The 20,165-nt window shown below is 35.4% G+C and carries 19 protein-coding genes; 9 read left to right on the top strand and 10 right to left on the bottom strand.

Features of this window, described 5'->3' with window-relative positions; genetic code table 11:
• Positions 1-31 precede the first annotated feature (31 nt).
• The 3 genes from DF185_RS10490 to DF185_RS10480 are packed head-to-tail and all read right to left on the bottom strand — an operon-like array spanning position 32 to position 5,595.
• Complete coding sequence (locus tag DF185_RS10490) at positions 32-2,431, bottom strand: ABC transporter permease (RefSeq protein ID WP_110360702.1); 2,400 nt, start codon at positions 2,429-2,431, stop codon at positions 32-34.
• 57 nt (positions 2,432-2,488) lie between these two features.
• Positions 2,489-4,852 carry an ABC transporter permease gene (locus DF185_RS10485; RefSeq protein ID WP_110360701.1) on the bottom strand — a complete coding sequence of 788 codons (2,364 nt, stop codon included), beginning with the start codon at positions 4,850-4,852 and terminating at the stop codon, positions 2,489-2,491.
• A gap of 32 nt (positions 4,853-4,884) precedes the next feature.
• Complete coding sequence (locus DF185_RS10480) at positions 4,885-5,595, bottom strand: ABC transporter ATP-binding protein (protein WP_110360950.1); 711 nt, start codon at positions 5,593-5,595, stop codon at positions 4,885-4,887.
• A 180-nt stretch (positions 5,596-5,775) separates the two neighbouring features.
• Here DF185_RS10480 and DF185_RS10475 point away from each other — a divergent pair, with 180 nt between their 5' ends.
• The 3 genes from DF185_RS10475 (at position 5,776) to DF185_RS10465 (ending at position 9,170) form a co-directional block, all read left to right on the top strand.
• Entirely contained in the window at positions 5,776-7,146 is a 1,371-nt protein-coding gene (locus tag DF185_RS10475) for a sigma-54-dependent transcriptional regulator (protein WP_110360700.1), read from the top strand.
• A complete protein-coding gene (locus DF185_RS10470; RefSeq protein WP_110360699.1) occupies positions 7,136-8,485 on the top strand; it encodes a sensor histidine kinase in 1,350 nt (449 codons plus the stop codon). The genes DF185_RS10475 and DF185_RS10470 overlap by 11 nt, the downstream gene beginning before the upstream one ends.
• Positions 8,486-8,657: 172 nt before the next feature.
• Positions 8,658-9,170 (top strand): hypothetical protein, encoded by a 513-nt coding sequence (locus DF185_RS10465; RefSeq protein ID WP_110360698.1) that lies wholly within the window; start codon positions 8,658-8,660, stop codon positions 9,168-9,170.
• Positions 9,171-9,182: 12 nt separating this feature from the next.
• Here DF185_RS10465 and DF185_RS10460 read toward each other — a convergent pair whose 3' ends face one another.
• The 5 genes from DF185_RS10460 to asnA all read right to left on the bottom strand — a co-directional run bounded on the left by DF185_RS10460 (position 9,183) and on the right by asnA (position 12,244).
• A complete protein-coding gene (locus DF185_RS10460; protein WP_110360697.1) occupies positions 9,183-9,554 on the bottom strand; it encodes a DUF3795 domain-containing protein in 372 nt (123 codons plus the stop codon).
• A 166-nt stretch (positions 9,555-9,720) separates the two neighbouring features.
• Positions 9,721-9,936 (bottom strand): YgaP family membrane protein, encoded by a 216-nt coding sequence (locus DF185_RS10455; protein WP_110360696.1) that lies wholly within the window; start codon positions 9,934-9,936, stop codon positions 9,721-9,723.
• A gap of 13 nt (positions 9,937-9,949) precedes the next feature.
• The gene (locus DF185_RS10450; protein ID WP_110360695.1) at positions 9,950-10,510 is read right to left on the bottom strand and encodes an SRPBCC family protein; all 561 of its coding nucleotides are present in this window, start codon (positions 10,508-10,510) and stop codon (positions 9,950-9,952) included.
• 8 nt (positions 10,511-10,518) lie between these two features.
• Complete coding sequence (locus DF185_RS10445; RefSeq protein ID WP_110360694.1) at positions 10,519-11,043, bottom strand: SRPBCC family protein; 525 nt, start codon at positions 11,041-11,043, stop codon at positions 10,519-10,521.
• 163 nt (positions 11,044-11,206) lie between these two features.
• The gene (gene asnA, locus DF185_RS10440) at positions 11,207-12,244 is read right to left on the bottom strand and encodes an aspartate--ammonia ligase (protein ID WP_110360693.1); all 1,038 of its coding nucleotides are present in this window, start codon (positions 12,242-12,244) and stop codon (positions 11,207-11,209) included.
• A 548-nt stretch (positions 12,245-12,792) separates the two neighbouring features.
• On the opposite strand from asnA, the gene DF185_RS10430 reads away from it, so the two are divergent.
• The 6 genes from DF185_RS10430 to DF185_RS10405 all read left to right on the top strand — a co-directional run bounded on the left by DF185_RS10430 (position 12,793) and on the right by DF185_RS10405 (position 18,011).
• Entirely contained in the window at positions 12,793-12,984 is a 192-nt protein-coding gene (locus tag DF185_RS10430; protein ID WP_110360691.1) for a cold-shock protein, read from the top strand.
• A 109-nt stretch (positions 12,985-13,093) separates the two neighbouring features.
• Positions 13,094-13,510, top strand: coding sequence for a PaaI family thioesterase (locus DF185_RS10425; RefSeq protein ID WP_110360690.1), 417 nt, complete (start codon positions 13,094-13,096; stop codon positions 13,508-13,510).
• A gap of 3 nt (positions 13,511-13,513) precedes the next feature.
• Positions 13,514-14,617 carry a chorismate-binding protein gene (locus DF185_RS10420; protein WP_110360689.1) on the top strand — a complete coding sequence of 368 codons (1,104 nt, stop codon included), beginning with the start codon at positions 13,514-13,516 and terminating at the stop codon, positions 14,615-14,617.
• Positions 14,618-14,719: 102 nt separating this feature from the next.
• Positions 14,720-16,465 (top strand): 2-succinyl-5-enolpyruvyl-6-hydroxy-3-cyclohexene-1-carboxylic-acid synthase, encoded by a 1,746-nt coding sequence (gene menD, locus DF185_RS10415; protein WP_207784625.1) that lies wholly within the window; start codon positions 14,720-14,722, stop codon positions 16,463-16,465.
• Positions 16,462-17,286, top strand: a complete 825-nt coding sequence (gene menB, locus DF185_RS10410; RefSeq protein WP_054717253.1) for a 1,4-dihydroxy-2-naphthoyl-CoA synthase — start codon at positions 16,462-16,464, stop codon at positions 17,284-17,286. The genes menD and menB overlap by 4 nt, the downstream gene beginning before the upstream one ends.
• Before the next feature lie 230 nt (positions 17,287-17,516).
• Positions 17,517-18,011 (top strand): GNAT family N-acetyltransferase, encoded by a 495-nt coding sequence (locus DF185_RS10405; RefSeq protein ID WP_110360688.1) that lies wholly within the window; start codon positions 17,517-17,519, stop codon positions 18,009-18,011.
• A 3-nt stretch (positions 18,012-18,014) separates the two neighbouring features.
• Here the strand turns inward: DF185_RS10405 and DF185_RS10400 are convergent, their stop codons facing one another.
• Positions 18,015-18,527: a hypothetical protein gene (locus DF185_RS10400; protein WP_110360687.1), complete on the bottom strand. Its 513-nt coding sequence runs from the start codon at positions 18,525-18,527 to the stop codon at positions 18,015-18,017.
• A 110-nt stretch (positions 18,528-18,637) separates the two neighbouring features.
• On the bottom strand, positions 18,638-19,381 hold the full coding sequence (locus tag DF185_RS10395; RefSeq protein ID WP_110360686.1) for a hypothetical protein: 744 nt from the start codon (positions 19,379-19,381) through the stop codon (positions 18,638-18,640).
• Between the last annotated feature and the right edge of the window lie 784 nt (positions 19,382-20,165).

Genomic DNA, 20,165 nt, shown 5'->3' with positions numbered 1-20,165 from the left:
TAGTAATCAGTGAAATTTTGTAATACATTGTTTATTCGTAACGCAAAGATTCAACAGGATTTTGATTGGCTGCTTTCCAGGTTTGAATGGAAATGGTTGTTATAGCTATTAATATAGATAATAGGCCGGAGGCAATAAAAATCCAAATATCTAAATTTGCACGATAGGCAAAGTTTTCGAGCCATTTCGACATAAAGAAGTAGGCTAGTGGAGACGAGATCAAAATTGAGATAAGTATCCATTGCAAAAAGTCTTTGTTCATCATTTTAATGATATCTTCAACCGATGATCCTAAGGTTTTTCTTATGCCAATTTCTTTTATCCTTTGTTCAGTGGTGTAAGAGCTTAATCCCAGTAGACCAAGAATAGCAATTAATATGGACAAGCATGCAAAAGCTGAAAATGTTCGCATAGTAGCATATTCTTTCTTGTGCAAATCGTGAATAAGATTATTCAAATGATAATATTCGAATGGAATATTGGTAGTGTAGTTGTTCCATTCTTTTTTGATGATCCCAAGGATTGCGTTTTTATTACCGGCATGATATCGAATGGCCAAACGTGTTTGATATTCGGAATCTTTAGGTAGTATAATCAAAGGAAGAATTTTATTGCGAAAGGTATCACCATGAATATCTTTCACTACGCCAATAATTGTTAAAGGACGCGTAACACCACGAGCAATTACTTCTTCAATAGGATTTGTTAAGCCTAATTCTTTTACTCCCGCTTCGTTTATTAATACTTTAGATGAATCGGATGCAATCACTTCATTGAAAAAACGTCCTTCTACTAACTCTAAATGTAGAGTTTTTTGATAATCTTCATCCGCACTAATTCTTCTAAAACTGTATTGGTTGGGGTCTAAATCAGCTTTCCTGCCAATGATATTACCATTTAAAAATTCACCCGGAATGGCGGAAGCAAAAGTAGAACTGATAATCCCTGGGTAAGATTGAATCCTCTCTTTAAAGCTTTTGATATTGCTTATTTTATCTGCATTTTTAAGAACCAATACATTTTCCTTTTCGAACCCCAACTTTTTGTCCTGTATAAATTGCATTTGCTTGTAAACTGTGAAAGTGGCAATAAATAGAAATATGGAAATGCTGAATTGGAAAATGACCAGTGATTTTCTAAGCAATAAATTGTTTTTTCCTTTCGAAAGTTCTCCCTTTAGAACTTTGACTGGTTTAAAAGAAGAAAGGAAGAAAGCTGCATAGGTTCCGGATAATAAGCCGGTTGCAATTGAAATTCCAAGAAAAATGAAAAATAAATGAGGATTGTTTATGTAGTTTGATGATAACTCTTTGCCAATTAAAACTGAAGTTATTGGAAGAACGAATTCAACAATAATCATAGCAATGGTAAAAGCAATAAGACTAAGTAATATCGATTCAAATAAAAATTGAAAAATCAACCGAGTTTTTGATGACCCCAAGGATTTTCTAACACCTATTTCTTTTGCTCTTTTGCTTGATCTGGCAGTACTCAAATTTGTAAAATTTATACATGCAATCACCAATATTAAAATGGCAATAATTGTAAACAAGGTAACATTTAGAATGTCTCCATTATTGCCTAGTTCGAATGTTGAGTGAGAGTGCAGGTGGATATCACTCATAGGACGAGAATAAAAGCGATAGTAATTCCCCGCTTTTACCATGTCTTCATAATTGATGTTTAAAGCTGATTTCAATGCAGGAGCCACATAATTGGTTACAAGCGTATTTAATTTCTTATCAAAATCACTTTGTTTGGTTCCCTTTTTAAGCTTTACATAGGTGTATTTGCCATCGTTTAACCAAAAATTATCTCTGGATTGAGGATAGTCAAAATAGGGAATCAGAAAATCGAACTGAAAATGTGTGTTGGGTGGGCAATCTTCAATTACTGCAGAAATAGTATAGTCATGATTTTGATTTACTTTCAGGCTTTTTCCAATTGCTTCAATATTGCCAAAGAACTTTAAAGCCATACTTTTGGTAATTACCATTTGTTTTGACTCATTTAGAGCTTGAGCAGGATTACCAGAAATAAAGTTTGCACTGAATAGCTTGAAAAAAGTAGAATCGACCCAAAATATTCTATTTTCTGAGAATATTTTGTCTTCATTTTGAATGATGGAACTACTTCGGTTTATTCTCACAGCTTCTTCTACTTCGGGGAATTCGCTTAGTAGGGTTGGAGCCATAGGGTTAGAAGTGAAAGGTCCTTTCATTTCCATATCACCTAATTTTGCTTCTATGCCAAGGCGGTATATTTGTTGATAATCTTTGTGATATTTGTCATAACTTAATTCGTTGCTAACGAATAGAAAAATAATGATGCAACAGGCTAAACCAATTGCTAGCCCACTAATGTTTATCAAAGAAAAGATTTTATCTCTCCAAAGATTTCTAAAGGCGATTTTTATATTATTCCAGATCATAGGTGTAATGTTTTTTACTTACGGATCTAAGCTTATAAGCTAAATGAACTTGCAGTATTATTCGTAACGTAAAGATTCAACTGGATTTTGTCTAGAAGCTTTAAGGGCTTGAAAACCTACAGTAAACAGAGCAAAAAGCAAACAAGCCAAGCCAGCGATTATGAATGGTAATATTTCAATTGAAATGTGATAGGCAAAAGTACTTAACCACTTTTGCATTACTACATAACTAATTGGAGTAGCCAAAACAAAAGCAATTGTTATCCACTTAAAATAGTTTGAAAACAGCAGATATATAATTTGCAATACACTGGCTCCATTTACTTTTCGAATACCAATTTCTTTGGTTCTTTTATTGGTCATGAAAAGACTTAAGGAATACAATCCTAATAATGCTAACATTATGGATAAGATTGAAGAATAATAGCTCAATTGTAAAGAGTTTTCTTCATCTCGATATTGATTTCTACAGATATCTTCTGCAAAAGAAATTCTGTTTGTTCTAATTGGATCAACTTGTGCGAGTACTTTTTTAATTTCCTCGATAGTTCGTTGTTGATTTTCTTCGTTGATTTTTACCAATATAAAATTGCGCATGAATGCTTTGCTGAACATCATTGGCGTAATTTTCTTTCGTAATGAATTGTTGTGAAAATCTTTAACAACTCCAATGATAGAATATTGTTCTTCTCCAAACCATACTTTTTGCTGTATTGGATCACCCTTTATTTCTAGTAATTCTATAGCTTTTTCATTAATGATGATGTTTCGTAAACTATCGAAATTTTGTTTTGGGAATGCATTTCCATATACAAACTCAAAGCCCATAGTTTCAAAATAATCGGGCATTACCTTGTATTCGTCAATGGATTTGTATTTTGCATTTTCACTTCCTACAAGTTTTAATATTTCTCCGCTAAAATAACCTTCCATCCCTGTGTAATGATCACTAGCACTTACCGATATAATATTGGGATTTTGAAGCAATAGATCTTTTATGGCATGATATTGTTTGCGCTGACTCTGGCTCAAGTTACTAATTGAGATAACCTGAGAAGGATTAAAACCCAAATCAATATTTTTCATATAGTGAATTTGTTGCTGACTTATTATTACTGATGTTACCAGGCAAATAGCAACTGCGAATTGAAAAATAACTAATCCCTTCGATAGGGAGTTTTTCCCTTTACCATTGTAATTTCCTTTCATGATAGAAGCTGCTTTAAAACGGCTTAACATGATGCTTGGATATAGGGCAGTAATAAAACTGATGAGAAGCAAACAAGTCAATAGAATGATTAAGAAGAGAGGATTGCTTAGGAAATTACTGGATAATTCTCGATTCATTAAATTGGAAAAGTGTGGCAGGCTAATTTCAGTTATAATTACACCTAGCACTAATGATATACTTGTTAAGCTAACTGTTTTAACCAGGAAACTTTTAATTAGGTGTACATGAGTTGCCCCAACTGCTTTTTGAATCCCTACCTGGTGTATTTTACTTTCAGATTGAACAATTAAGATGTTTGTAAAATTGATAACAGCTATGATTAATATTAAAGTAGCAAGCAAAAGGTGAATGTATATGCGTTCCATACTACTCTTCCCACCAATTTCTTTAATTTTGGTTTTATTCAAATGAATGTCCAAAAGGTTCTGAGTTAATGATCCAACTTCCTCGCCACTCCATCCGAAGCCAACATCCAAAATTTTGGTATGTATTTCATTTATTTTCTGCTTTGCTAGTTCCTGGTTACAATTTTCCTGCAAGAGAATGTAGGTGTCATACTCTAATCCTTGATACTGATCGTTTTCGTCTAACTGTATAGGAAGTAGAATTTCAAAATTGAAATGAGAAGTGGTAGGAATATCTTCTACAACACTTGAAATACTCAAAACTTGTCCTGATTTAATGATGCTTTTGCCAATTACATTTTCGCTTTGGAATAATTTTAAAGCTGTCGACCTTGAAATGGCAACTGATTGGTGATCGCGGAATAGTTTATCATGCGAAGCAGAGTGAAGTATTTGAATACTAAAAACTTTATGAAAGTTTGAATCAATACTCATACTGTGCAATTGGAACTCATTTTTATCTATGTAAAAACTTTGATTACCAGGTCCAAGTGATTGGGTGATTTGTTCAATCTCTGGTACTTTATCTGCGAAATTATCTTTGGTTAAACGAAGACAATTAACGATCGGAACCAATGGTTTACCAGCATCTTCACATAGAGTAATTAATCGTACAATTCGATCTTTCTTTGTATGGAACTGATCGTAACTCAATTCGTGTTGCACATATATTGATAATAAAAGAACAGCTGCTATCCCAATTGCTAAACCACTAATATTGATTATTGAATTGAGTTTATCTTTTGCAAATACTCTAAAAGAAAGTTTTAAGTTATGCCAAAACATATTGTAAAGTTTGTTTGGATTAAAAGTAAGAATTATAATTCTTCTTTGATAGGTTCTCTCTTAATCTGTTTGTGTTTGTTTTCAGATACCACTTTGCCGTCAAACAAGTGAATGACTCTATCAGCATATTCAGAATCTCTTACCGAGTGAGTTACCATTACAACGGTGGTTCCTGAGTGATTTAGTTCCTTTAGTAATTCCATAACCTCAGTACCATTGCTTGAATCAAGATTCCCTGTAGGCTCATCTGCCAATATTAAATTTGGATCGGTTACTACAGCTCTTGCAATGGCAACACGTTGTTGCTGTCCGCCTGATAATTGTTGGGGATAATGTTTTGCTCTGTGCGAAATATTCATTCTATCAAGAACTTCGTTCACTTTGGCTTTTCTTTTTGATGCAGTCAATCCCATATAGATCAGAGGAAGCTCAACATTTTCAAAAACTGTCAATTCATCAATCAGGTTGAAACTCTGGAAAATGAAACCAATATTTCCTTTTCTAAAATGAGTTCTTTGCTTCTCTGATTTTTTAGTAACATCAGTATTGTTAAAAATGTAGCTTCCATTGCTGGGATTATCTAATAATCCGATAATATTTAAAAGGGTTGACTTACCACACCCCGAAGGTCCCATAATGGCTGCAAATTCTCCTCTCTGAATATGAAGATTTACATCATGTAATGCCGAGGTTTCTACTTCTTCTGTTCTAAAAACTTTGCAAAGATCTTTTGTAATTATCATTATTTTCAATTTATAGGTTTGCTTTTCTAATGCCAATTGGCGTGCCAAATAAAATTGCATCAGAAAATCAATGAGTTAGTTTTTTACTGAAATATTTTGTGTTGGAATTTCCAACACCTCATGTTGTGAATTACAACAATCTGTTAACTTTGAGAATGAAACTAATCGAAACATCTTTTTATGCCACAAAAAGGACGACTACTGATTGTAGATGATAATGAAGAGTTATTGTTTGCTTTTCAACTATTTTTAAAATCACATTTTGAATCGATTGATACCATAAAGAATCCTAATCTTCTTGTATCAAAACTAAGAGAGAAAGAATATGATGTTATCCTGCTGGATATGAATTTTAAAGCAGGGATCAATTCTGGAAATGAAGGTCTTTATTGGTTAAAACAAATACTGGATTTTGATAAAAATGCCTGCGTTGTATTTATTACGGCATATGGAGATATAGAATTGGCAGTGAGAGCTATGAAAGAGGGGGCTGTTGATTTTGTGCAAAAGTCCTGGGATGAGAAACATATTCTATCAACACTTTTGGCTGCCTATAAGCTTCGTTGTTCTAAAATGGAAATAAAGAGTTTGAAATCGAAGCAGAAAAGGTTAAACCAGGAAATCAACAAAAATAAAAGTTTCGTTATTGGAAAATCGCCAAGAATGCAGGAGGTTTTTCATACAGTAGATAAAGTTGCTGCTACCGATGCCAATGTGCTCATAACTGGAGAAAATGGAACAGGGAAGGAGGTAGTTGCACGCGAAGTTCACTTGCGTTCGACCAGGAGTGATCAAATATTTGTTCATGTTGATTTGGGGGCAATTTCAGAATCATTGTTCGAAAGTGAATTGTTTGGACACAAGAAGGGTGCTTTTACCGATGCCAAAGAAGACCGAATGGGAAGGTTTGAATTGGCATCAGGAGGGACTTTGTTTTTAGATGAAATTGGAAATGTTCCCTTACACTTGCAGATGAAATTGTTGACTGCCATCCAACGAAAGGAGGTGACTCCGGTAGGTGGTAGTACTCCAGTACAAATTGATGTTAGAATTGTTGCTGCAACCAATTGCAACTTGCATAAAATGGTTGCTGATGGATTGTTTAGAGAGGACTTGCTGTATCGTATAAATACCATATCGTTAGAATTGCCATCATTAAAAGAACGATCAGAAGATATAGCAGAGTTGTCGCAATTTTACCTTGAAAAATTTACAAAGCAATATGCTAAGGAAAGCATGCAGATGAATAAATCAGCACTGACAAAGCTGGAGAAACATGCATGGCCAGGTAATATTAGAGAGTTGCAACATATTATCGAGAAAACTGTAATCTTAAATGATTCGACAAAACTAAATGCAGAGGACATTATCATTGGGGAATCGCTTAAAAAGACTGAAGTGATGCCTGATAGTTTTAACCTAATAGAAAATGAACGGGTGTTGATTAAAAAAGCCATTCAGTTTACAGGAGGAAATATGAGTATGGCAGCAAAAGAGTTAGGAATTAATCGTTCAACCTTATACGACAAAATCAAAAAGTATGATTTATAGACGATTTTACATCGGAATAATAGTGCAGGTGATTTTAATATCGCTTACGCCAGTGCTGTTTCTGTTTGTTCATGCGAGAGAATATATGGTGGTTACCACCTACAGTTTAGCTGTACTTTGGGTGTTACAAATTGTTTATTTATTGCACTATGTGAATAAAACCAACAGGGATTTGTCTCGTTTTTTTGATGCTTTTCAATATCAGGATTCAACTTTGGTTTTTAATGAGCAAAAAAAAGACAAGGCCTTTAAGAATTTGCATCAAAGTTTTAATCACATCATTAATGCCTTTGGTAAAGTTAAAATAGAGAAGGAAAAGGATTTTATCTTTTTTCAACATACTCTGGAACTGGTTGGTATCGGGCTTCTTGCTTTTGATACAGAAGGGAATGTGAAGTTATGCAATTCATCATTTAAGGAGTTGTTTTTGGTTGAGGATTTTTCGAATATATCCGATTTGGAATGTATCGATCAAGAGTTTCCAGATTTTTTGAAAAGAACAAAATCGGGCAAGCAAAAATTGAGGAATTACCTGGTTAAAAACAGGATTTTAAAGTTAGCAGTTAAAGCTACAAGTTTTAGGCTGGAAGATGAACAATTAAAAGTAGTTGCTTTCCAGGATATCAAAAATGCAGTTGACAAGGGCGAAATGGATGCCATGCACAAGTTGATTCGTGTTTTTGCACATGAAATTACCAATTCGGTTAGTCCAATTTCTATGTTATCCGGTAGTTTGATTGAGTTGTATCAGAACCATGAGGAGAAATCAAAAGATGATTGGATTGATGAGGGAACAATTTCAAATACCATAATGGGCTTAAGCACGATTCGAAAACGAAGTAAGGGACTTTTAGCTTTTGTTGATGAATACAAAAATTTAACTCATTTGCCTAAACCAAATTTTGAGTTGATTCCGATGGAGAAACTTTTCATGCAAATTGAAACCCTGTTTAAAGAAGAGTTGAAAGCTGAGCAGATAGAATTTACATATCATCTTCCGAGTAAGGATCAGGAATTAATTGCCGATGAGAAATTGATTACCCAGGTGTTGATTAATTTGGTTAGAAATTCGATTGATGCAATGAAAGAAACGGAGAATAAGACCTTGTCCATTTCCACGGGAGAAGCGAATCCTGTTAATTTCATCATTATCCGAGATAACGGGGCCGGAATTCCTGATGATGTAATTGACAATGTTTTCACGCCATTCTTTACCACCAAGGAAAAAGGTTCAGGTATTGGATTAAACTTGTCGAGACAGATTATGAGGCTTCATAGTGGAACCATTGCTGTTCGTTCTAAACCCAATCGCCTTACTGAATTTACACTGCAGTTTTGATTGAACTTGCTTAATGAGAACAGTGGAAGAATAGACTCTACATCCTTATGCTAATAGGGTGTCTATTCTTAAGCTAATGTACACTCCATTATTAGGCTAATAGAGTCTAAGGTATTATAATACCTCGCACTACAGTATTCTATTGTCTGCAGATATTTGTAACTTAAGGCATATGATGCAGATCAAATCCCCGTTCGAGATAACCAAATTGTTGCTTTCTACTAATCCGGTAGAAAGGGAGAGAGGTTACAATGCCTTTCTGGGGAGAACGCATTGGGTAAAAGGAAATACAACAGCAAATTTGTGCAAGTTGGCAAGTTTTCAATTTCAATTGAATCCTGAACACATTAAGATTTTACCACCTAAAATTATGAATCCAAAAGTATTGTGGGCAAGTCAGGTTCGTTTAGAACAAGAAAAACTGCACATGGTTGATGCGGCTCATGATTATATTGCTGAGCAAGGAGAGGAGTTTCCTCCAATAATTGTTTGGGATTTGTATCAGGAAAAGAGAATACGTTACATTGTCCACGATGGGCACCATCGATCGTGGTACTTCAATAATAAAAAACAGAATGTAGAGGCAGTAATTCTACAACCAATGGAGAATTATCGATCTGTTGAAAAATGTCTTGCTCTTGCTTTTCAAATTCGAAGATTGGCAATTAACCTACCAATATTCTAAAAAAAGCTGGAATTAACCAGCTTTATTGTTTTGTCTTAAGTCATCTAAATTAATCCTGGCAATTTTCTTATCCAGAGTGTGATGTAATTCCACTAATTTGTTACAAGGATATTCATCACATTCAGCACAGGTGTCATACAGTTTTTGTCTAGCGCATTCTCTTACGGCACACTCGGCACAATGTCGAAATTTTTTACCCCAAGGTTCATGACATCCTTTGCAAGTAATTTCGCAAGCTTCGTATTTGTGATCTTCATCAGACCACAGCTTGGCAATTCTAACCTTCACCTTCTCTTGTTGCCTTTGGGTAGCAACATATGCCGGACATGTTGAGCAATTAACTCCACAATAGGCAATCCGATCTTTGTCTTGAATTCTGTTCATTGGTCCTGGGTTTTATTTATGATACGAAAGCATGCCGTTATGATTGCTGTAATGCATCATGATTTGTTTAAATATAGCTAAGAAAATCAGAGTTTTCAAGATGTTTTATAATACAAAAAAAACCTCGAAGAAAATGCTTCGAAGTTCATTTTTGGCACGAATTTTTTTATTCTTTTTCTGGCTTGATCTTACATGTATTGATACCCATTAATGTATATGGCGGACAATTGCCAATTACACTTGTAAGAAACATGATGCAAGCAAAAATAAATACAACTAATCCAATGGAACCAGTAAGGATATTTGTAAAATAAAGGATTGCAAGAGTTATTGATGCAATTACTCTTAGGGTGCGATCCAAAGTGCCCATATTTTTCTTCATAGTTGTTTCTTTTTTAATTGATAATTGTAGGTTGAATTGCTTCTTCTTCAATGTACACAGGTTGAGATTCCACAAATTCTTTAAAACGATTCAGGTTTGTTTCATCAATTTGTTTAAACATTTTTGAAAAGAATGCAAACATTGATTTTGCAAATATATTATTTCCCTCAACTTTATATTCTGCTTTTAAAAGAGTACCATTAGTTGATTTTTCGAAAGTAAATCGATTGTTTTTGGTCATCCAACCAGCAACAAAAACCATTTCTATCATCTCATTTTCTTTATAAGCAGTTAAAGTTTCATGCATTTCCATTACTTTTCCCTGACTATCGATTAACATTTTGTATTCACTTCCTACTTTGTTAGGAGTTTCCTTAATGGGTTCAAAACTTTTTACTTCAGGTAACCATTTTAGTAAACTTTCATGATTGTTGAAGTGTGCAAATGTTTCGATAACTGGTTTGTTAATTTCTACCTCTGATTTGTATTCATGTTTGCTTACAAATAAACCAATCGCAAGAAATCCAAGTATAAGTACGAGAATAATTATTCCAAAGATTTTTAAAAATTTCATAGGTAGATTTATTTTTCGATGTAAACTTTAAATTTCGATAATCCCTTTTCAAAATCAGGACCAATGGCCTTGTCCATATCCATGAATACCACCATAATTGTGCTAGGGAATGTGTTTTCACCTTTAAAGCCCCAGGTTACCTCTGTTCCTTCATCAACCTTTTTTAATTCGAAAAAACCAGTACTGGTAGACTCAAATGGTTTTAAGAACCTTAGTTCAGTTTCGATGTAAGAGTTTGGTTCTATCTTTTTAACTTCTTGTTCTCCTTCGCCTACATCTTTATTTCCAGACCAATGTGTAAATGAACCAACTGTTCCATCAGTTCCATTGTAAGTTATTTTCATTTCTGGATCTTTTTCGGCCCAAGGGGACCATATTTGTTGTTCTTTTAGTGAGCATAGACTTTTGAAAACTGTGTCAATATCTTCTGACACAACAATTTTTCTATCTACCTGATAAGTTTTTGGAGCCATAAAATGGAGGATCCCAATAATAAGTGCAAGAGTTCCGATAATGTAAAGTAAGATTTTCATAGAGTTATAATTTAGTTGGTAATTATCAATTTGGAATACCCAAATTGTTGGATGCAATTATGTGTTTCCCTAAAGATAATAAAAATCATACTTTTTAGTCCGAAATAAAAGTAAAAGAGCCCTAAGGGGGACTTTAGGACTCTTTCTTTATTGCATTAATTATTTACAAGAAAATAATTCCTGCTTTTTTACAAGTATCTCTCAGCTCATCTGGCCAGATACTCGATTGAACTTCTCCGATGTGTGCTTTGCGCAACAAGAACATGCACAATCTTGATTGACCGATTCCTCCTCCAACAGAGTAAGGCAATTCTCCTGACAATAATTTTTTGTGGAACATTAATTCTTTTCGTTTTTCTTCTCCTTTAATTTCAAGTTGTTCCAGTAGTGCTTTTTCATCTACACGAATTCCCATTGATGATATCTCGAAAGCTTGTTCAAGAACAGGGTTCCAAAGAATAATATCCCCGTTTAAGCCTCTATATCCATTAACCGAAGGAGTAGTCCAGTCGTCATAGTCTGGAGCACGACCATCATGCGGTTCTCCGTTTTTCAATTCACCTCCAATACCAATAATAAAGATTGCTCCGAACTCTTTCACAGCTTCAGTTTCTCTTTCTTTTGGAGTTAAATCAGGATACTTTTCCAATAATTCTTCAGAGTGAATAAATGTAATTTCTTCAGGCAATTGTGGCGTTAAAGCTGGATAGTATTCACTTAAAATGTACTCTGTCCTTTTGATAGATGCATAAACCTGCTTTACAGTTCTCACTAGAAAATCAATGCTTCGTTCTTCTTTACTAATTGATTTTTCCCAATCCCATTGGTCCACATAAATGGAGTGTAGGTTGGTAAAATCTTCATCAGGACGAAGGGCGTTCATATCGGTATAAAGTCCTTTGCCAGATGGAATTTGAAGTTCACCAAGCATGTATCTTTTCCACTTTGCCAATGAGTGAACTACTTCTGCCGTTTGCTCTCCTAAGCCTTTAATTGGAAAAGCTACAGGTCGTTCAATACCGTTCAAATCATCGTTCAAGCCAGTACCCTTTAGAACAATCATAGGCGCAGTTACTCTGCGTAGTTTCAGTTCCGATGAGAGCTGAAGTTGAAATTGATCTTTGATAAATTTAATTGCTTTTTCTGTTGCATCGGGACATAAGATGCTTTTGTAAGCCTTAGGAATAATTAAGTTTTTCATGATTTTTAAAATTTTAATTAATAGAAATGCGTTGATAATAAAAAAAGCCTTTCTCTGTGGTGAGAAAGGCTTGTAATATGGTATAACAATGCTACTTCCTCACCCTGGGGGAGAATTATTATTGTTATTATTATTGTTGAAAAATTGTACCATATGTTGCAAATAAAAAAGCCTTCCCAAATTGGGAAGGCTCATGTAAAATATTTTTTCGATAACAACTATAGCCTTCCCATTTCTGATGAATTATTCATCAAATTATTGAAAAGATTATTATTGTTGCTGAATTGTCTCATTTCTTTGTCTTTCTTGCTTACAAATGTAGGATTAATATTTAAACTACCAAAAGTCATTTTTACAGATTTTTATTTTCTGTTCACCAATTTGGCGCGTTTAATTGAGGGATCATATAAAATATCATCTTGAAAATCAGGTGTTGTATGCTTAATGCTAATTCTTTGTCAAGAAAATTGAAAATAATCAGATATTTGTTTAGTTATTAAATCTATTTACGTACATTTACTACGTAATAATTTTAAATTTTTTAAGTAATGCCTACAGGTACAGTAAAATTCTTTAATGAAACTAAAGGTTTTGGTTTTATTAAAAACAATGAAACACAAGAAGACATTTTTGTTCATGTTACAGGTTTGATCGACAAAGTTGACCAAGGTGATAACGTAACTTACGATGTTGTAGAAGGAAAAAAAGGATTAAATGCAGTTAATGTAAAAATTGACTAATTTTTATTAAGATATTTTTCCTAAAGGTAAAGCTCAATTTAATTGAGCTTTTTTTGGCTCTATAGGTAAGTAATGGATGAAGTCTTAACGAAAACATTATTTTTGTAGAATGATTAAAAATACTGAGGCATTAGAATCTTTAAATAAGATGTGCTCCGAAACTTTAATGGAGCATTTAGGCATTACATATACAGAAGTGGGTGAAGATTATTTGGTGGCGGAAATGGAGGTGACTTCAAATCATTGGCAACCTATGAAAATACTTCATGGAGGCGCTACTCTTGCATTGGCGGAGTCAGTGGGAAGTGCACTTTCTGTTATTCATACTGATTTAAAGAACTACGATGTGAAAGGTATGGAGATTAATGCTAATCATATTAGAAGTCTGCGAAAAGGAAAAATTATCGCCAAGGCCAAGTTTGTTCATAAAGGCAAAATGACTCATATCGTTGAAGTAAACGTATTGAATGAGAAGGAAAAACTAGTGTCGATTTGCCGAATTACCAATGTGATCATTAAAAAATAGAGAATGAGCCAATTGGAGGACAAAGAAAAATCAATACAATATTTTTTAGAGCAGTGTATTCAAAAACGTCTGTCGTTTTATGCTTATTCTTTGCCAGGAGATCAAGAAATCAAAATTGGTATTCAAACAAGCCCAACTAAGTTTCGCACTTTATTGGATTTGAAAGGGAAGGATGGTTTTCTGTTTGTGCCTTTTGATGTTGATGGAGAGCAAGCTCCGTATTTTATAAATCCGGAATTCGAGTTTAGCTCATATTCAATACATTTCAAGGATTTTGCAGGCTTACCAGATCAGGAGGATGAGGATTCGGAAATTTACGAAAGTTCGAAAGAAGACTACTTTGTGCAGATAAAGGAAATGCTCACTGATTTGCAGAGCAAGAGACTGGATAAAGTAATCCTTTCCAGAGTACATGTGTTGAATGGGAAAGGACGCAAAGAGGCAGCATCCATTTTTCTTCGATTGAACGAAACTTACCCCAATGCTTTTGTTTCCATGGTAGATATACCGGGTGAAGGATTGTGGATAGGTGCTAGTCCGGAGAGATTTCTAAATTCGGATGGGAAAACCATAGAAACAGTAGCTTTAGCAGGAACTCAGAAGTTAGGTGATAGAGAAGTACATGCTGTTGAATGGGAAACAAAAGAGATAGAGGAGCAAGCATACGTGAGCAAATATATCGAAGAACTTCTTTCCAATTATCAGATTAGAGATTACCAGAAGAAGGGGCCTTTTACAGCACAGGCGGGTAATGTAGTTCATTTAAAAACTACTTATAAAGCAAATACTGAATTGAGTTTCGATCAGATCTCCAGTTTTGCTCAAGCTTTGCATCCTACGCCAGCGGTTTGTGGTTTGCCTAAAAACAAAGGGATGGATTTAATCCGAAAAGTGGAGAAGCATAGGAGAGAGTATTATGCTGGCTTTTTAGGACCAATTCATGCTGATGGGAGTCTTGCTTTGTTTGTGAATTTGAGAAGCATGAAGGTACTGAAGGAAAGCATGGCACTATTTGTTGGTGGAGGGATTACTGCTGATTCTGATCCTGAAAAGGAATGGATGGAAACCTGTTTTAAAGCGCAAACTTTGCTTAAAGTGATTAAATAAGCGAATTTGTTTTAAATTTGAGTTGCCAAAGGTAAAGATATCGGGTACAAAGTATCGAAGAGGATGTGCAAGGTGTTTTGCCTGAAAGCTAAAAGTTTAAATATGGATTCAGAATTTACTTCTACAATAGAAAAAGAAAATACAAAATACATGGAGCGCAATTATTCGGATATCAAGGGTGTGAAAGAACTGATTGATATCTGTTGGGCCAAAGGAATGGAATATGTAATTGTTTCGCCTGGTTCCAGAAATGCTCCGCTTAGTATCTCTTTTGCGAAAGATCAGCGAATTAAAAGTTTGGTGATTGTGGATGAGCGATCTGCCGCTTATTTTGCATTGGGGATTGCACAGCAAACCCGTAAGCCGGTTGGTTTGGTTTGTACATCAGGAACGGCATTGTTGAATTACGGACCTGCAGTTGCCGAGGCATACTACCAACGATTGCCATTGGTGGTGATCTCTGCCGATCGTCCAACCGAATGGATTGGTCAGGACGACAGCCAGGCAATACCACAGCCTGATGTGTTCAGAGGATTTGTGAAGGCAAGCTATCAATTGCCATTGGATGCTAACAATCCTGATGATTGCTGGTATCTGAACAGAATGGGAAATGAAGCCTTAACGAAGGCGCAAACCGGGCGTATTGGACCGGTTCATATCAATTTTCCTTTGCGTGAGCCTTTGTATGGGGTAAAACAATATCCTGATGCAGATGAAAGGGTAATCCGTAAAGTGAGCTCGGTAGATGAATTGAGCAAGGAAAGTGTTGAAGATCTGGCTACAGCTTTCAATTCCAATAAAAAGATTTTGATATTGGCAGGTTTACTTCATCAGCAACCAGAACTGAATGAATTGCTGAAACAATTGGCTCAAAAACCAAATGTGGTGGTAATGACCGAATCGGTTGCCAATTTGCATGGAGAAGAATTTCTACCTTGCATCGACAGAGTAATCTGTTCGATTAAGGATGAGGAGAAGAAGGATTTTCAGCCTGATTTGCTGATCAATTTTGGTGGACCATTGGTGTCGAAGATGATCAAAGCTTTCTTACGTGAATATCGACCTAAGGAGCATTGGTTTGTGGGGAAAGAGGATCATTTTATTGATACCTTCAAGAACCTGACTTCTCATATTGATGTGTCGCCACTGGCATTTTTCCGTCAGTTGTTGCCAGCATTGAATCATACGCAAAGTGGATATGCAAATCTTTGGAAAGAGAAAGATGCAGTAGTAGGCAAAATTCATGATCAATATCTGGATCATCTGCAATGGAGCGACATGAAAGCTTTTGAGAAGATTTTAGAAGCCATCCCGAAAGGGGGAAATCTACAATTGGCAAACAGTTCTGTTGTTAGATATGCGCAATTGTTCAAGACATCCGATCAGCTTACCTATAACTCGAACCGTGGAACCAGTGGGATAGATGGTTGTACATCAACAGCGGCGGGTGCTGCTTTGGTGAATGGCAAAACCACCACGCTGATTACCGGGGATGTCAGTTTCTTCTACGATTCAAACGGATTGTGGAACAAATACCTGCAGCCAAATCTGAAAATCATTCTCATCAACAATGGAGGAGGAGGAATTTTCCGATTCATATCCGGTCCATCGGGAGTAGATGAGTTGGAAGAATATTTCGAAACCGTGCAGGAATATCGTGCCGATAAACTGGCAGAAACCTACGGATTGGATTATTTTTATGCCGAAAATGAAACTGAGGTAGAAAGCGTTCTGCCTGAATTCTATGCAGCCAACGAAAGAGCTGCCGTTCTGGAGATTAAAACGCCACGAACGATAAACGATCAAGTGCTAATAAATTATTTTAAAACTATAAAAGAGAAGGTATGACAACTAGAAACTGGACTACCATTAAGGAATACGAAGATATTAAATTCGAATTTTTCGAGGGAATCGCAAAAATCACCATCAATCGTCCTGAGGTGTACAATGCATTCCGTCCGCAAACCAACTTCGATATGTTGGATGCAATGGATATCTGCCGCGAACGCAGCGATATTGGTGTGATTGTATTGACCGGAACTGGCGATAAGGCTTTCTGTTCGGGTGGTGATCAGAACGTAAAAGGTGTTGGTGGATACATCGATGAGCACGGTGTACCTCGTTTGAATGTATTGGATTTGCACAAGGCAATCCGTTCTATGCCTAAGCCTGTAATTGCCATGGTTAACGGTTATGCAATTGGTGGTGGACACGTACTTCACGTGGTTTGTGACTTGACCATTGCTTCTGAAAATGCAAAATTCGGTCAGACTGGTCCTAAGGTGGGTAGTTTCGATGCTGGTTTTGGTTCGAACTATTTGGCTCGCCACGTAGGCCAGAAGAAAGCTCGTGAAATTTGGTTCCTTTGTAAGCAGTACACTGCAAAAGAAGCGGAAGACATGGGTATGGTAAACACTGTTGTACCATTGGAAAGATTGGAAGACGAAACTGTTGAGTGGTGTAAAACCATCATGATGCGCAGCCCAATGGCGATTCGTATGATTAAGCGTGGATTGAACGCAGAATTAGACGGACAGCGCGGATTAATGGAATTTGCCGGTGATGCAACCATGATGTATTACCTAATGGAAGAAGCACAGGAAGGAAAGAATGCATTCCTTGAGAAGCGTGATCCTGAATTCCAGAAGTTCCCTAAATTCCCGGGATAAGACACTGTCCACAAATACACACAAATGGTCACAAATAAACAGCATTTTTTGCATCAGCATTTGTGTTCATCTGTGTGTATTTTTGTAATTCTTAGAATAAAATTTTTTATCCATAGTTAAACACAAATGGAATGATGCCTTTTGCGTAAGAATTTGTGTCCATTTGTGTGTATTTGTGGATTCTACTTTTGTGAAATCCTTCGTTAACCTTTGTGGTAAAAACTTAAGTCATGCAAATCAGACCAGCCACCACATCCGACTTACCAGCCATAAACGAGATATACAACCAAGCCGTGCGCAAGCGTTTCTGCACTGCCGATTTGGAAGAGATCTCCATGGTGGAACGTGAAAAATGGTTCGCTTCTCATAATCCCGATACCCATCCGGTATTTGTGGCAGAGGAAAACAATGAAATCATTGGCTGGATGTGCTATTCGCCCTATCGACAAGGAAGAAGAGCCCTGCAAACCGCAGTTGAGGTAAGCTACTACTTGCACGATGATCACCAGGGCAAAGGCATTGGCAGCAAGCTATTGGATTTTGCCATCAAACAAGCTCCTCAATACCATATCAAACACCTTTTTGCCATTTTGCTGGAACCCAACACGGCAAGCATTAAACTATTGGAAAAGTTCGGCTTCGAGCGTTGGGCATGTTTGCCGAATATTGCTAATATTGATGGGGAGTGGTGTTCGCATGTGTACTATGGTAGAGAAATCAATTAACAATTAGTAATTAAGAATTTTCAATATCATTAATCCATTCTCTTGACCTCTTGTACTATTGGGCTCAACCGTATTGATATCTATAATTTCTTCAGGTCGTAATGTAATTAGTTTACGAATTATTCTCCTGTTCCACTTTGTTTTGGAATTATTAATTTTGAGTGCGGATAGAGGATGTTTGTACATCCAATGGTTAGATTTTTCTAATATGTACTTCAAACCAGTATTGATAGAATCTTTTGTGTATAATTCTATAATCCCATAATGTTTAGCTTCACCTAATTTATTGTAGATAGAATCTTTAAGAACGACAATAGAATCAATTGTATTTAGATTAACTAACGCCTCGAATATCTTTGTATTCATGGGAATACCATCATAGATGTGAATAGGTTCTAAAGTGATTTTTGTATTAGAATAAGATGGTCCAATTCTAATTAGTTTTTCTTGACAGAATCCATTACAGCATAACAATACAAATATGAGTAATGAAATATTGTATTTTTTAGTTTTCATTTAAACCTTTTTGATTTTAAACAAATTTGTAAGTATCTAAAGTAAAGATAAAATAGAGACAAGACCTCTCAGCCTTGTCTCTGCCCAAATACACAAATTTATAATATGACTTATTCCACTTCGCTAGTTACCTCTTCTTCGGTAGTAGCTCGGCTTCTACGAGTCCTGATTTTGGTATTCACCAATTCGATATAGTGAATAATTTTAGTGTAAGTTTCTTCGTACATTTCAGCTTGTGTACCCGATAGTACTCTTAAATAAGGTATGAGTTGAACATTAATAATGTCAGTCACTTCTCTTTTAATTACACTCGAAGGAATTACCTTTTCTTTTAAAGCTTTTACTTCCTGTCCCTTTCGGTACATGCTTTGCAGTTTGGTGTGATTCGCTTTGCAAATGGTATAACTCTCTTTTACACCATACAAATCAGCCATGGCAGTTTGAAACTCTTCCTGATCTAAATCAGAAAATAATGATAAGGCTTGAGTCATTTGCTCTTCGTAGCCCAATTTGTACAAGAAAGGGTTATTGGCCTCTATCTTGGACGAAATTTTATTGGCTTTAAGTGCTTTTTCTGAGTCATTCAAAGCCAAATTGGCATCAACAAATTTTTTAAAACAGATTAAACTGGAATCGAAATCGGAGTCGAGATTTGAAATTTCGCTTGTGTATTCCGATTTCTTTTCAACTCCAATTGAATCTAATAGTATTGCCCCTTTTTGACCTAGTTTAGTAGCAATATTGGTTAAATTAATATCTGAACTGAAATCTTTTTGAGAAAGTACAGATAAACAATTACTGTTTGCATCGTAGGCTTCGTTCGCCGTACATGTGCTCAATAGTTTTGTTTCCATTGTGCTGTTATTTATAAGGTTATTTGTTGTTGGGCAATACTAATTTATTAAATAATATGTAATTAATAAAAATTTTATTGAATAAATATTAAAAATTATGAATCTTAATTGTTACAAAGTCTACCTTTCTTTTTGATACGACAGCCTGTTAAGTAAGGTTTACGTGGGGATATCAGATGGATGGAGAGGTGATTGACAAAATATGTTTATGAATGTAAATCGTAAATGATGGGTAGCTTAAATTTTAAACTTGATAAGTAAAAGTCGGATTTGATGAGTTTATATTGAAAATAGGAGTGTACAACTCAGATTTGAATCAGGAACAAGAAAAATGATTCTTAGAAATTGGGAGGAAGCCATTTTTGCTTGTAAAAAGGATTAGATCGTCAGATTTGGGAACTAAACATTTGAAAAAGTGAGTGCGAAACTCAGATTTATACAAATGACAAGAAAAATTGGTCTCAGAAACCGGGAGAAGAACAATTTTCAATTGTAAAAGCTTTCAGAAACTCAGATTTGAGAAAAAACAAGCAAAAATTGTCTGAGAAACTCAGATTTGGATGATTCACAAGGAAATTTGGTCTCAGAAATCGGGAGAACTAACATTTTCAGATTTTCAAGCTCTCAGAAACCCAGATTTCAAAAAAAACAAGATTTGATTTTGGTATACTACTTTATTGTGTACTGATCATCGAATAGAATGAGATCCCTCGCTTCCTCGGGATGACTTCCCAAAGGAATAACAACTATACCTTTGTGTCCTTCGTGAAAAACCTTTGTGTAC

Source organism: Marinifilum breve (assembly GCF_003202155.1).
In the GTDB taxonomy this organism is placed as follows: domain Bacteria; phylum Bacteroidota; class Bacteroidia; order Bacteroidales; family Marinifilaceae; genus Marinifilum; species Marinifilum breve.
This window is presented reverse-complemented; position numbering and strand designations above follow the sequence as displayed.